Raw genomic sequence first — 13,550 nt, 5'->3', positions numbered from 1 at the left:
ATGTCCCCTTCGGCCCGCAATCTCCGTGCCGAGACCGGCGCGGCGTCGGAAGCCTGGCGCAAGGCGGCCCGCGCGCTGCTGGCGAAGTGCGTCGGCGAGTTCTGCTACGAGGGACTGCTGGCCCCCGAGCCCGATCCCGAGGCGCAGGGCGCCGACCTCTACCGGCTCGATCTGGACCAGGGCGTCTGCTATCGCTTCCGCGCCGACCGCGGCGACTACGGGTCCTGGTTCGTCGACCCGGAGTCCCTGCGCCGCTCCGAGCGCGGCGCGGACAGCACCCCGCACGACCCGATGCTGTTCGTCCGCGATGCCCAGGGCCGCCTGGAGTTGCCCGGCGACACCGCCGGGCACCTGGTTCGCGAGCTGGCGGCGACGCTGGCGGCGGACGTGTGCCTGGCCCGCTCGGCGCTGACCGTGTCCGAGCTCGCCGACCTGCCCTACGCCGAGCTCGAAGGGCACATGGAGGGCCACCCCTGGATCGTGTTCAACAAGGGGCGCTTCGGCTTCTCCGCCTCCGACGCGCTCCGCTACGCCCCCGAGGCCCGGCACCACATGCGCCTGCCCTGGATCGCGGTGGACCAGGACCTCGCGGAGTTCAACGCGGTCCGGAACCTGACGTCGCAGCGTCTGTACACCACCGAGCTGGACTCCAACACCCGCATCCGTTTCGGCTCGGAGCTGGTCCGCAACGGCTTCAACCCGGCCCGCTACTGGTGGCTCCCGGTGCACCCGTGGCAGTGGGACGAGATGATCCAGCCGCTGTTCGGCGCCGAGGTGGCCGCGGGCCTGATCGTCCCGCTCGGCTACGCCGACGACGAGTACCTGCCGCAGCAGTCGATCCGGACGTTCTCCAACGTCTCGCACCCCGAGCGGCACCACGTGAAGCTGCCGCTGTCGATCCTGAACACGATGGTCTGGCGCGGGCTGCCGACCGAGCGCTCGGTGGCCGCCCCGGCGGTGACCTCCTGGCTGCTGGACATCGCGGACGCGGACCCGTACCTGAACGACGAGTGCCGGGTGATCCTGCTCGGCGAGGTGGCCTCGGTGGCGGTCCGGCACCCGGTCCTGGACCGCATGCCGGACGCGCCGTACCAGTACCGCGAACTCCTCGGCGCGATCTGGCGCCAGCCGCTGCCGCCGCGCCTGGAGCCGGGGGAGCGGGCCCGCACCATGGCCTCGCTGCTGCACGTGGACTCCGCGGGCCGGCCGATGGTGGTGGAGCTGGTCAAGCGCTCCGGCCTGGACGGCGCGGACTGGCTGGACAAGATGTTCGCCGCGATCCTGCCGCCGCTGCTGCACTTCCTCTACAAGTACGGCGTCGTCTTCTCCCCGCACGGGGAGAACGCGGTGCTGGTCAACGACGAGCGCGAGTGGCCGACCCGGCTGGCGGTGAAGGACTTCGTCGACGACGTGAACATCTCGGCGAAGGACCTGCCGGAGCTGGCGGACATCCCCGAGGACGTGGCGGCGGTGCTGCTGCGGGAGATGCCGGACTACCTGTGCCAGTTCATCCACGCCGGCCTGTTCGTCGGCCACTTCCGCTACCTGGCGCGGATCGCCGAGCAGCACCTGAACGTCGACCGCAGGCTGTTCTGGGGCCTGGTCGCCGACCGGATCCTGGACTACCAGGCCACGTTCCCCGAACTCGCCGACCGGTTCGAGGCCTTCGACCTGTTCACCCAGCGCATCGACCGGCTGTGCCTGAACCGGAACCGGCTGCTGCTGGACGGCTACCGGGACCGCGCGGAGCGGCCGCACGTGGAGGCCTACGGGACGGTGAGCAACCCGCTGAGCCTGTGACCGCCGAGCCGGCGACCGGCGAGCCGGCGACAGGACGCTGACCACAGCCGTCGCGTGCCCCCCGTGCGCACGCGGCGGCTGTGCTGTCCCTCCTCAATACAAAGGGATGCGCAGAGCCCTGACTCCATGTTTCGATCAGGTTCGAAAGTCACACCGAATCTGGGGGAACAGGGTGCTGCGATTCGACCTCGACGCGCCGGCGCTGGCGAACACCCGGTTCGCGATCTCGCCGGCCGCCACGGCGGTCCACGCGCTGTCGCTGTTGTCCCCGGGCGCTCGGCCGGTCGGCGGCGGCTGGCAGGCCCGGCTGCGGGCGGCCGTCCGGGAGCACCGGCTGGTGGCGCTCGGCGCGTTGTTCGGCACCGCCGGCGACTACGTCCCCGACTTCCTCACCCCGCAGCCCCTCGGCCCCGAGGCAGAACTCGGCGACGAGCTGCACGCGATCGCCACGACCGGGGCCGAGCGGCTGGCCTTCGAGCTGCGGGTGACGGTGGAGGGGGTGCCCTGCGAGAACGTCGCGGGGGTCACCGGCGGACGTGCCCCGGTCGCGCTCCTGGATCTGGCGCAGCGCGGCGAGCGCGCGACGGCCGAACGGCTGGCCGCCGAGCTCGAGCAGCTCTGGCGGATCGCCGTGGCGCCCGCGTGGCCGGCGGTCCGGGCCCGGCTGGAGGCGGACATCCTGGGGCGGGCGCAGGTGATGGCGCGCCACGGTCTGGCCGCGGTCTGGCCCGGGCTGCACCCGAGCCTGGCCATGCCCGCCGACGACCACCTGCGGGTGGCGAGCCGGTTCAAGGGCCGGATCCCGGCCGGCGGCGGGCTCACGCTGGTGCCCACGGTGTTCGGCAGTGTGCTGAGGATCATCGCGGACTCGATCCCGGCGCCCGATCGGCGGGCGCCGATGCTCGCCTACCCCGCGGCTCCGGGTCCGCAGAGCCGATGGGCCCACGGCGTGCCGCGCGAGCCGGGCTGGGATGTCGGCGGCAGTGGTGGCAGTGGCGGCAGTGGTCGAGGTGACGGTGGTCGAGGTGGCGGTGGCGATCAGCCGGACTCCGCCGCCCCGGATCTGCTCGGCGCGACCCGGGCCCGGCTGTTGGCGGATCTGGACATTCCGCGCACGACCGTGGAGCTCGGCGAGCGGCACTTCCTGGCCGCCAGCACCGTGTCCTACCACCTGGGCATCCTGCACCGCTCCGGCCTGGTGACCCGGGTCCGTGATCGGAACCGGGTCCTCTACCAGCACAGTTCCCGGGCCGCGGCGGTGCTTCCCCGTCCCGGCCGCTGACTGTCGCCGACCCTCGCGGAACCTCTGGCGTAACGGGAGTTCGGTCCCGTCCTGTCGGCGCCGCCAAGTACTCTGGTGCGACCATGCCGAACTCTGGCGGGGCCACCCCCGATACTCCCGAAGACGACCTGACCCCCCTGCTCGACGCGGCAGTCGAGGCGTTGGGCGGCCAGACACGCCCCGGTCAGATCGCGATGGCGCAGGCCGTCGCCGCCAGCCTCGACGACCGGGTGCACCTGCTCGTGCAGGCCGGCACCGGCACCGGCAAGTCGCTGGCGTACCTGGTCCCGGCGCTGGCGCACCACAAGCGCGTGATCGTGGCCACCGCGACGCTCGCGCTGCAGCGCCAGCTGGTCGCGCACGACCTGCCGCGGCTGGCCACGGCGATAAAGCCGCTGATCAAGCGGGAGCCGGCGTTCGCGCTGCTCAAGGGGCGCAACAACTACGTGTGCCTGAACAAGGTCGAGGGCGGCGCGGCCGAGGACGACAACCAGGACGTGCTCTTCGACCCGCTGGCGGTGGGCAAGCTCGGGGCCGAGGTGCTGCGGGTCCGGGAGTGGGTCGAGGAGACCGAGTCCGGTGACCGCGACGACCTGTCGCCGGGCGTGTCCGACCGGGCCTGGGCCCAGGTGTCGGTCTCGGCGCGGGAGTGCCTGGGATCGAAGTGCCAGTACTTCGAGGACTGCTTCGCCGAGCAGGCCAAGGAGCTGGCGCGGTCCGCCGACGTGGTCGTCACGAACCACGCGCTGCTGGCCATCGCGGCCATGGACTCCGACGTGCAGGTGCTGCCCGAGCACGACGCGGTGATCGTCGACGAGGCGCACGAGCTGGTGAACCGCGTCACCTCCGCGGCGACCGGCGAGCTCACCAAGACCGCCGTCGAGCGCGCGCACCACCGCGCCGACCGGCTGGTGAAGGAGGCCACGGCGGCGAACCTGGCGGTGGCGACCCTGGACTTCACCGAGGCCCTGGAGAACACCCCCGAGGGCCGGTTCCAGCGCGGACTGCCCGAGGAGATCGGCATGGCGCTGACCGCGCTGCGCGACGCCAGCCGCGCGGCGCTCACCGAGCTGTCCAAGAACAAGGGCGGCGACCTGGACATGGACGGCGCCCGCAAGCAGGCCCGCGCCGCGTGCGAGAACGTGCACCAGGTCGCCGAGCGCGTGTTGGAGGGCGCCGAGGCCGACGTGGTCTGGCTGGAGCGCAGCGAGTTCAAGGGCGTCAAGAACTCCACGCTCAAGATCGCCCCGCTCGGCATCGAGCACCTGCTCCGCTTCAAGATGTTCGCGCGCACCCCGGTGGTCCTCACCTCGGCGACCCTCAAGCTCGGCGGCGACTTCACCGGCGTGGCCGGCAGCGTCGGCCTCTACAGCAACGAGCGCGTCGAGCTGGACTTCAAGCCGGAGCTGCCGGAGGAGATCTACGACGCCGCGGTGAAGCTGCTGCGCGACGGCGACAGCGACGGCGAGGAGTTCCTGGACACGGTCCAGAACCTGCCGCAGCACTGGCGCGCCCTGGACGTCGGCTCGCCCTTCGACTACCCGAAGCAGGGCATCCTCTACGTCGCGCGGCACCTGGACCCGCCGGGCCGCGACGGCATCCGCGACGACCAGCTGGACCTGCTCGCCGACCTGATGGACAACGCCGGCGGCCGGACCCTGGGCCTGTTCAGCTCGATGCGCGCGGCGCAGACCGCGACGGAGAAGCTGCGGGAGAAGATCGACCTGCCGATCCTGTGCCAGGGCGAGGACTCGCTGGCCGAACTCCTCCGCAAGTTCGCCGACGACCCCGAGACCTGCCTGTTCGGCACCCTGTCCCTGTGGCAGGGCGTGAACGTCCCGGGCCCCTCGCTCCAGCTGGTGGTGATCGACCGCATCCCGTTCCCGCGCCCCGACGACCCGGTGTCCGCGGCCCGCACCGAGGCCGTGGGCCGCAGCGGCGGCAACGGCTTCATGGCGGTCTCCGCCTCGCACGCCGCGCTGCTGCTGGCCCAGGGTGCCGGCCGCCTGATCCGGGCCATCGACGACAAGGGCGTGGTCGCGGTCCTGGACTCCCGGCTGGCGACCAAGCCGTACGGCGGCTTCCTGCGCGCGTCGATGCCGTCGTTCTGGCAGACCGACGACACCGACCGCGTGCTGAAGTCGCTGCGGGCCATCGACGCGATGGCGAAGACGGGCGAACAGAACTGAGCCGGGCACGACGGAGACGAGCGTGATCGAGGCGGGCAGTCGCGCGACTGCCCGCCTCGATTGTGTCAGTGCTGCGACTGCTGGGGAACGCTGGCGTAGGCGATCTGCTTGATCGCCGTCGCTTCGTCGCGGTTGTAGGTCCCGAGCTTGGCACCGGCCACCTTCGCGGGCGCCGGCAGCCGCAGGTCCTGGACGTCCTTGCCGCTGCTGTCCTTGGTGGGGTTCGCGGTCACTTCCAGGTAGGTGTAGCCGGAGACCGCGTTCGACGCCGACTGCGGATCGAGGTCGATCCCCGCGTAGAACGTCTGACCCGGGGCGATGATGTTCGGGCCGCCGCCGAGTCCGTTCTCGATCAGCGGCTGGGTCTGCGCCGGGCTGCTGCTCTGGCCCGCGGTGATCCAGACGAAGGGCAGATAGTCGATGTCGCACGCCGGGCCGACGTTCTTCACGGCGATCACATAGACGGACGCCTTCTGCCCGGCGCCGGCCGGCGCGAGCGTGGCGTTCAGCTTGGCGTTGTCGCAGAGTGCCGGGATGCCGCTGGAGGTCGTTGAGCCGCCGGTGGCAGCGGTGGTCGACCGTGGGCTCGATGCCGCACCGGTGGAGGCGTCGCTCGTCGGCGTGGTCGTGCCGCCGTCGGAGGTTCCGCTCGTCGCGGTGCCGGATGTGCCGGAAGCGGCGGTGGAGACATCCGTCGAGGCCGGCCCGGAAGCGGCGGGCGCGGACGTGCTCGACGAACAACCGGTTGCCGCCGCGGCGATAAGAGCGCTGCCGGCCAGGAGTGCGATGCGATTCAGGGGTTTCACTTCCACATGACGTGCGACACACACCGGTGGTTGCTGACAACTTCGCCAAATGCAGCTCCGCAGCTCCGCAGCTCCGCACAGCGCCGAGGCGGGCAGCTGTCGTCTGCCCGCCCCTTCGGCCGTCGGCGACTTCTACTTCTCCGGCGTGGTCGCGTACTGGATCTGGCTGATGGCGCTGGCCGGCGTCAGCGCGTAGACGCCGAGCATCGCGTTGCCCTCGGCGGTGGACGCCGGGAGGACGACGTCCTGCACGTCCTTGCCGCTGGTGCTCGGCGTCGGGTTCGCGGTCACGGCCAGGTCGCCGTAGTTGCCGGTCGTGGTCGCGAGGGCGCCGGGCAGCATGTCGATCGCCGCGTAGAGGGTCGTCCCGGACAGGATGACGTTCTTCTTGCCGGTGTCGACGCTGGGGATGAGCGGGCGGGTCTGGTCCGAGGCGTCGGTCGGGCTCTTCGTGATCCACACGTAGGGGATCGGGCCGAGCGTGCACGTGGCGCCGGTGTTCTTCACGGCGATCACGAAGACGGACGACTTCTGGCCCGAGACCGCCGGCGCGAGCGAGACGTTCACGTTGGCGTTGCCGCAGGCGGCGTGGCTGACCGGGGGCGCGGAGGGGACGGCGCCGCCGTTGACGCCGGTGCCGCCACTGTTGCCGCCGCTGGTGCCGCCCGCGCTCGACGACGCGGCGGCCGGAGCGGTGGTGCTGTCGCCCGCCGGGGCGGAGGTGGAGCCGCCGGCAGCGCCGGAAGAGGAAGCGCCGCCCGGCGCCGAGGAGGCCGCGGTGCTCGGGGCGCCCGACGCGGCAGAGGAACTGGTGGCAGCCGGACCCGAAGCGGCGGGCTTGGCGGCGCTCGACGCGCAACCGGTCGCGGCGACCGCCACGAGAGCGCCGCCGGCAAGGAGTGCGATGCTGTTCAGTCGATTCATGCCTGGGTGACGTGCGACCTGTAGGACAGGTTGCTGACAACCCTAAAGCGTTGAGGAAAGTCCGTGACCTGCGCCGCCTCGGCGGGTCCCGCCCAATCGGGACCCGCCGAGGCGGCGCACGGACGCCGTGCGGCGTCGGTCTAGAGGCGGCGTAGCACCGTCACGACCCGGCCCAGGATGACCGCGTCGTTGCCCGGGATCGGCTCGTAGGCGGCGTTGCGCGGCATCAGCCACACCGCGTTCGCCTCCTTCTTCAGTTCCTTGACGGTCGCCTCGCCGTCGATCATGGCGGCCACGAACTCGCCGTTCTCGGCCTGCTTCTGCTGGCGGATGACGACCACGTCGCCGTCGCAGATCGCGGCCTCGATCATCGAGTCGCCGACCACCTTCAGGGCGAAGAACTCGCCCTCGCCGACCATCTGCTTCGGGATCGGGATCATCTCCTCGACCCGCTCCTCGGCCAGGATCGGGCCGCCGGCGGCGATCCGGCCGACCAGCGGGACGTACGCCGGCTCCGGCTCCGAGGCGCTGCCGTTGCGGGCGGAGCCCTCGGCGCCGCGCACGATGTAGGCGCGCGGGCGGTTCGCGTCGCGGTGCAGGAAGCCCTTGCTCTCCAGGGTCACCAGCTGGTGCCGGACGCTGGAGGTGGACTGCAGGCCGACGGCCTCGCCGATCTCGCGCATCGACGGCGGGTAGCCCCGGCGCCGGACCGAGTCGCGGATCACGTTCAGGACCGCGGTCTGACGCTCGGTCAGGCGCGGGGACGGCACATGTCCGTCATGCGCGGCCTCTCGGGTGTCGGTCGGGGTAGTACTCCGGACGGCCATGGCTTGTGGCTCCTTCGCCATTGAGCTGGGCGGTGGCTGGTCGTGTGAAAGTTTGTTCGCTCGGATCAACCGTAGCGGGTGCCACCCACACGGTGACGAACGGCTGTTCGACAACCCGCGAGGGGACGGGCGTACGGAATGTCTAACGCGGCTCCGCCGGGAAGGTAACGGCCTGTTTCCATACTCCGTTCGGAAAACTCGCGCCCGGCGGGGCGCGGCGCGTTGGTCCGGTCGGGCGAAACCGTGAAGAATCTTGGTCATTCGAACAGCGCACCGGTCTTGGCCCTGTAGCTGGGGCGATCGCGAACAGTAGTCCCATGTACCCCTCGCGACCCTTACGGCAGACCCCGATCCGGGTTGCGGCCGGTGCGGCGGGTTGGCTAACGTACCCCTACATCTTGTGATTGGAATAGCGTCAACGCTCCACAGGTTGTGGTTAGTAGACCACAGCGGAGGGTGACGCCATCCCTTCGCGCGTCAAAGCCGTCAGCTCTGAGAAGGAGGTGCGAAACCGTGCACTGCCCCTTCTGCAAGCACGACGACAGCCGGGTCGTCGACTCTCGCAGCTCCGACGACGGCACCTCGATCCGCCGCCGCCGCCAGTGCCCCGAGTGCGGGCGCCGCTTCACCACGGTGGAGAGCGCTCAGCTCCTGGTGGTGAAGCGCTCCGGCGCGACCGAGCCGTTCAGCCGGGACAAAGTCGTCGGTGGCGTACGGAAGGCTTGTCAGGGACGTCCGGTGAGCGAGGGCCAGCTGGCCGTGCTCGCCCAGCGGGTGGAGGACGCGCTGCGGGCCGCCGGCTCCGCGGAGATCGCCACCCATGAGGTCGGGCTGGCGATACTCGGCCCGCTCCGGGAGCTCGACGAGGTCGCCTACCTCCGCTTCGCGTCGGTGTACCGGGCCTTCGAGTCGCTGGAGGACTTCGAGGCGGAGATCCTGCTGTTGCGGGCGGAGCGCGAACGGGCCTGACGGCCCCACGGCCCGCCGTCAAGGCGGGGACATGATGAAAATCTTCGCGGGGCCCCCGCTTGGGGTCCGGCGATCCAGAACTTGATCAATTCCGTAGGCGGCGAACCGCCACGGGGCGTCGGAATGGTTTCCCAGAACGGGAGAGGGAAGAAGTATGACGGAGACGGCTAGCGGACCGCGCGGTGCGGCGTCGGCCCGCGGCAACGGGAAGGCTCCCATGAAGCCCGGGCAGGTCGTGCCCGCCCCGGGTGTTTCCCATGAGGCGAAGGCTCCCGCCAAGGGCGGTAAGGGAATGCAGATCGAGCGGATCCACACCACTCCCGGCGTGCACCCGTACGACGAGGTCGTGTGGGAGCGCCGCGACGTCGTGATGACCAACTGGCGCGACGGCTCGATCAACTTCGAGCAGAAGGGTGTGGAGTTCCCCGAGTTCTGGTCGGTGAACGCCGCGAACATCGTCACCACCAAGTACTTCCGCGGCGCCGTCGGCACCCCGGTCCGCGAGTGGTCGCTCAAGCAGCTCATCGACCGGATCGTGAAGACGTACCGCAAGGGCGGCGAGGACCACGGGTACTTCGCGAGCCCGCAGGACGCGGAGGTCTTCGAGCACGAGCTCGCCTACGCGCTGCTGCACCAGATGTTCGCCTTCAACTCCCCGGTCTGGTTCAACGTCGGCACCAAGTCCCCGCAGCAGGTCTCGGCGTGCTTCATCCTGTCGGTCGACGACTCGATGGACTCGATCCTGAACTGGTACCGCGAGGAGGGCCTGATCTTCAAGGGCGGCTCCGGCGCCGGCCTGAACCTCTCCCGCATCCGCTCCTCCAAGGAGCTGCTGTCCTCCGGCGGCAACGCCAGCGGCCCGGTCTCCTTCATGCGCGGCGCCGACGCCTCGGCCGGCACCATCAAGTCCGGCGGCGCCACCCGGCGCGCGGCGAAGATGGTCGTGCTGGACGTGGACCACCCGGACATCGAGGAGTTCGTCCAGACCAAGGCGCGCGAGGAGGACAAGATCCGCGCGCTGCGCGACGCCGGGTTCGACATGGACCTCGGCGGCAAGGACATCACCAGCGTCCAGTACCAGAACGCGAACAACTCGGTCCGCGTCACCGACGAGTTCCTGACCGCGGTGGAGAACGGCGAGCGCTTCGGCCTGCGCGCCCGGCAGACCGGCGAGGTCATCGAGACCCTGGACGCCAAGAAGCTGTTCCGCGACATCGCGCAGGCGGCGTGGGAGTGCGCGGACCCGGGTCTGCAGTACGACGACACCATCAACGCCTGGCACACCAACCCCGAGACCGGCCGCATCACCGCGTCCAACCCGTGCTCGGAGTACCTGTCGCTGGACAACTCGTCCTGCAACCTGGCGTCGCTGAACCTGATGAAGTTCCTGCGCGACGACGACACCTTCGACAGCGGGACCTTCGTGAAGATGGTCGAGCTGATCATCACCGCGATGGACATCTCCATCAGCTTCGCGGACTTCCCGACCCCGGAGATCGGCCAGACCACCCGCGACTACCGCCAGCTGGGCATCGGCTACGCCAACCTCGGCGCGCTGCTGATGGCCACCGGCCACGCCTACGACTCCGAGGGCGGCCGGGCCATCGCCGCGGCCATCACCTCGCTGATGACCGGCGTCGCCTACCGCCGCTCGGCCGAGCTGGCCGGCGTGGTCGGGCCGTACAACGGCTTCGCCCGCAACGCCAAGCCGCACGCGGCCGTGATGAAGAAGCACTCGGACGCGGCGGACGCCTACCAGCCGTACGAGAGCTTCGACAAGGAGATCCTGGAGCTCTCGCGCACCGAGTGGAAGCGCGGCCTGGAGATCGGCGGGACCAACGGCTGGCGCAACGCGCAGGCCTCGCTGCTGGCGCCGACCGGCACCATCGGCTTCATGATGGACGTCGACACCACCGGCGTGGAGCCGGACCTGGCGCTGGTGAAGTTCAAGAAGCTGGTCGGCGGCGGCTCGATGCAGATCGTGAACAACACGGTCCCGCGCGCCCTGAAGCGCCTGGGCTACCAGCAGGAGCAGATCGAGGCGGTCGTCGAGTACATCGGCGAGCACGGCCACGTGGTGGACGCGCCGGCCCTGTTGCCGGAGCACTACTCGGTCTTCGACTGCGCGATGGGCGAGCGCTCGATCGCGCCGATGGGCCACGTCCGGATGATGGCGGCGATCCAGCCCTTCCTGTCCGGGGCCATCTCCAAGACCGTGAACATGCCCGAGCAGGCCTCGGTCGAGGACGTCGAGGAGATCTACTTCGAGGGCTGGAAGCTCGGCCTGAAGGCGCTGGCGATCTACCGGAACAACTGCAAGGTGGGCCAGCCGCTGCAGGACGCGAAGGGGCAGAAGGCGGCCGCGGCCGCTGCTGCCGCCTCCTCGGCGCCGGCCGCTTCGGCCGCCGCCACCGCCGGCACCGCCATCGCCCCGGCCGCCGCGACCCTGTACGCGCAGCCGGTCCGCAAGCGCCTGGGCAAGAACCGCCGCGGCATCACGAGCTCGTTCTCGGTCGGCGGCGCCGAAGGCTACATGACGGCCAACTCCTACGAGGACGGCGACCTCGGCGAGGTCTTCCTGAAGATGTCGAAGCAGGGCTCGACCCTGGCCGGCATGATGGACGCCTTCTCGATCGCCATCTCGGTGGGCCTGCAGTACGGCGTCCCCCTGGAGACGTACGTCGCGAAGTTCACGAACATGCGCTTCGAGCCGGCCGGCATGACGGACGACCCGGACGTCCGCATGGCCCAGTCGATCATCGACTACATCTTCCGCCGCCTGGCCCTGGACCACCTGGACTTCGACACCCGAGCGGCCTACGGCATCTACACGAACGAGGAGCGCCAGCGCCAACTGGAGACCGGCAGCTACCTCCCGGACGAGGACGAGCAGCTCGACCACGAAACCCTCGCCCAGTCCGCGCCGATAGAGCACCGGACCGAACCGGCCGCCCCGGCAAAGAAGAGCACCGACCCGGCCCCCCTCCCGATGCCGCAGAGCATCGGCTCCTCCACGGAACTGCTGGAGGCGAAGCTCGGCTACGCCGCCGACGCGCCCCTGTGCCTGACGTGCGGGACGAAGATGCGGCCTTCGGGGAGCTGCTATGTGTGCGAGGGGTGTGGGTCTACGAGCGGGTGCAGCTGAGCCTGGGCCCTGTCGGTAGGGCTTGAGTGGGCTGGTGAGGGCGGCGGAGCCGGGGAATCGGTTCCGCCGCCACCGCGGTAAGGCGAGTCCTCTCCTGTCGAGGGCAAGGCGGCGGAGAGGTTTCATTCCGCGATGTCTTCCACCGCGCCTTCCGCCGGGTTCTGTCCGCGCATCTTGTCCACGATGAGATCCAGTGGTTTGTGAAACTCGTGGCTGAAGACCTTGCCGACGCTGGACACGCCGTCGCGGGCGAAGACCCGCAGTCGCAGCCACGTGCCCTCGTACTCCGCGATTCTCTCAGGGAGATCGCTGCGTAGGAGCATCGCGAAGACGTGGTCCTGGTTGTGGCGCTTGCCGGGAATGATCAGGGGTTCGCGGCCGGGTTCCCTGGCGACGAAACTTCGGGTGGTGTCGCCGTGCGGGAAGACCAGCGAACAGTCGAAGCGCAGGTCGATCACGGAGCGTCGAGCGAGATTCTCGATCTGGATTCTGTAGGTGGTCGTGCCGTCGCTGCTGACACCTCTGATGATCATCGGCGTGATCCGTATTTTCGGCGAGAAGAACTTCGCCAAGGCGGCGATCCAGAGCATCGTGCCGATGACAGCCGCTGCGATGCCTTCGAGAATGTTGACTACGTGGTCCACGAGGCCCCTTTGCGCACACTTCGGTGACGACGTGCAGCTGAGTACGCGTCATGCTAAGGGTGGCACGTGGTGGCGTAGCGGTCGGGCGTGCCAATCGTTACCGACTGTCTTCGGCGCGAGCTTGATTACCCCTGGCCCCCGCTACCCGACCTGCACCGACCGCTTGGCCAACCCCATCCAAAACCCGTCGATAACCGTCCGCTGCGACCCCAACTCCGCCTCGGCCGCCCCCAGCGTCACGAACAGCGGCGCGAAGTGCTCCGTCCGAGGGTGCGCCAGCTTCCCGGCCGGGGCCTTGTTCTCGAAGTCCAGCAGCGCGTCCACGTCTCCGGCGTCCAGCGCGCGCTTGCCCCAGTCGTCGAACTCCGACATCACCGAGTGCACCTTGCCCTCCTGGCTCAGTGCCCGCAGGTTGTGCGTGAAGAAGCCGCTGCCGACGATCAGGACGCCCTCGTCCCGCAGCGGCGCCAGGCGGCGGCCGATGGCCATCAGCTTCTCCGGCTCCAGTGTCGGCATCGACACCTGGAGTACCGGGACGTCCGCCTCCGGGTACATCTCCACCAGCGGGACGTACGCCCCGTGGTCGAGGCCGCGCGTCGGCTCGTCCTGGACCTCCAGGCCCGGGGCGTGCAGCAGCTTGCGGACCGACTCGGCCAGCGCCGGTGCGCCCGGCGCTCGGTACTGGACCTCGTAGTAGTGCTGTGGGAAGCCCCAGAAGTCGTAGACCAGGGGGATCGTCGTGGTGGCGCCGAGGGCCAGCGGCGCCTCCTCCCAGTGCGCCGACACCATCAGCACGGCCTTCGGCTTCGGGAGGTCCGCCGACCAGGCCGCGAGCTGGTCCGGCCACAGCGGGTCGTCGGCCAGCGGCGGCGCGCCGTGGCTGAGGTAGATCGCGGGCATGCGGTCGGCGGATGGGGACGACGGGGACGCAGGGGGTGTGCTCGTCTCGGTGCTCATGGCATCT

General features: G+C 70.1%; 10 protein-coding genes. 5 read left to right on the top strand and 5 right to left on the bottom strand.

Features of this window, described 5'->3' with window-relative positions:
- From ABH920_RS10385 to ABH920_RS10375, 3 genes are all read left to right on the top strand, one after another.
- Window positions 1-1,800: an IucA/IucC family siderophore biosynthesis protein gene (locus tag ABH920_RS10385; protein WP_370348690.1), complete on the top strand. Its 1,800-nt coding sequence runs from the start codon at window positions 1-3 to the stop codon at window positions 1,798-1,800.
- Window positions 1,801-1,972: 172 nt separating this feature from the next.
- Window positions 1,973-3,082, top strand: coding sequence for a hypothetical protein (locus ABH920_RS10380; RefSeq protein WP_370348689.1), 1,110 nt, complete (start codon window positions 1,973-1,975; stop codon window positions 3,080-3,082).
- An 83-nt stretch (window positions 3,083-3,165) separates the two neighbouring features.
- Complete coding sequence (locus ABH920_RS10375; RefSeq protein WP_370348688.1) at window positions 3,166-5,271, top strand: ATP-dependent DNA helicase; 2,106 nt, start codon at window positions 3,166-3,168, stop codon at window positions 5,269-5,271.
- A 65-nt stretch (window positions 5,272-5,336) separates the two neighbouring features.
- On the opposite strand, the gene ABH920_RS10370 is transcribed toward ABH920_RS10375, so the two are convergent.
- From ABH920_RS10370 to lexA, 3 genes are all read right to left on the bottom strand, one after another.
- Window positions 5,337-6,077 carry a hypothetical protein gene (locus ABH920_RS10370; protein ID WP_370348687.1) on the bottom strand — a complete coding sequence of 247 codons (741 nt, stop codon included), beginning with the start codon at window positions 6,075-6,077 and terminating at the stop codon, window positions 5,337-5,339.
- Window positions 6,078-6,209: 132 nt separating this feature from the next.
- Window positions 6,210-7,001: a hypothetical protein gene (locus ABH920_RS10365; protein ID WP_370348686.1), complete on the bottom strand. Its 792-nt coding sequence runs from the start codon at window positions 6,999-7,001 to the stop codon at window positions 6,210-6,212.
- Between the two features lie 140 nt (window positions 7,002-7,141).
- On the bottom strand, window positions 7,142-7,849 hold the full coding sequence (gene lexA / locus ABH920_RS10360) for a transcriptional repressor LexA (RefSeq protein ID WP_370348685.1): 708 nt from the start codon (window positions 7,847-7,849) through the stop codon (window positions 7,142-7,144).
- A gap of 492 nt (window positions 7,850-8,341) precedes the next feature.
- Here lexA and nrdR point away from each other — a divergent pair, with 492 nt between their 5' ends.
- Together nrdR and ABH920_RS10350 are read left to right on the top strand one after the other, a co-directional pair.
- Entirely contained in the window at window positions 8,342-8,797 is a 456-nt protein-coding gene (nrdR, locus tag ABH920_RS10355; protein ID WP_194911356.1) for a transcriptional regulator NrdR, read from the top strand.
- A gap of 154 nt (window positions 8,798-8,951) precedes the next feature.
- A complete protein-coding gene (locus tag ABH920_RS10350) occupies window positions 8,952-11,942 on the top strand; it encodes a vitamin B12-dependent ribonucleotide reductase (RefSeq protein WP_370348684.1) in 2,991 nt (996 codons plus the stop codon).
- 122 nt (window positions 11,943-12,064) lie between these two features.
- Here the strand turns inward: ABH920_RS10350 and ABH920_RS10345 are convergent, their stop codons facing one another.
- Window positions 12,065-12,586, bottom strand: a complete 522-nt coding sequence (locus ABH920_RS10345; protein WP_370348683.1) for a hypothetical protein — start codon at window positions 12,584-12,586, stop codon at window positions 12,065-12,067.
- A 141-nt stretch (window positions 12,587-12,727) separates the two neighbouring features.
- Window positions 12,728-13,543 carry a dioxygenase gene (locus ABH920_RS10340; RefSeq protein WP_370348682.1) on the bottom strand — a complete coding sequence of 272 codons (816 nt, stop codon included), beginning with the start codon at window positions 13,541-13,543 and terminating at the stop codon, window positions 12,728-12,730.
- Between the last annotated feature and the right edge of the window lie 7 nt (window positions 13,544-13,550).

It is taken from the genome of Catenulispora sp. EB89 (assembly GCF_041261445.1).
Lineage (GTDB): Bacteria > Actinomycetota > Actinomycetes > Streptomycetales > Catenulisporaceae > Catenulispora.
This window is presented reverse-complemented; position numbering and strand designations above follow the sequence as displayed.

Bases quoted from the DNA above. Each gene is read 5' to 3' on its own strand.
- ABH920_RS10385 (WP_370348690.1), top strand. From the start codon at position 1: ATGTCCCCTTCGGCCCGCAATCTCCGTGCCGAGACCGGCGCGGCGTCG.
- ABH920_RS10375 (WP_370348688.1), top strand. From the start codon at position 3,166: ATGCCGAACTCTGGCGGGGCCACCCCCGATACTCCCGAAGACGACCTG.
- ABH920_RS10365 (WP_370348686.1), bottom strand. From the start codon at position 7,001: ATGAATCGACTGAACAGCATCGCACTCCTTGCCGGCGGCGCTCTCGTG.
- lexA (WP_370348685.1), bottom strand. From the start codon at position 7,849: ATGGCGAAGGAGCCACAAGCCATGGCCGTCCGGAGTACTACCCCGACC.
- ABH920_RS10350 (WP_370348684.1), top strand. From the start codon at position 8,952: ATGACGGAGACGGCTAGCGGACCGCGCGGTGCGGCGTCGGCCCGCGGC.
- ABH920_RS10340 (WP_370348682.1), bottom strand. From the start codon at position 13,543: ATGAGCACCGAGACGAGCACACCCCCTGCGTCCCCGTCGTCCCCATCC.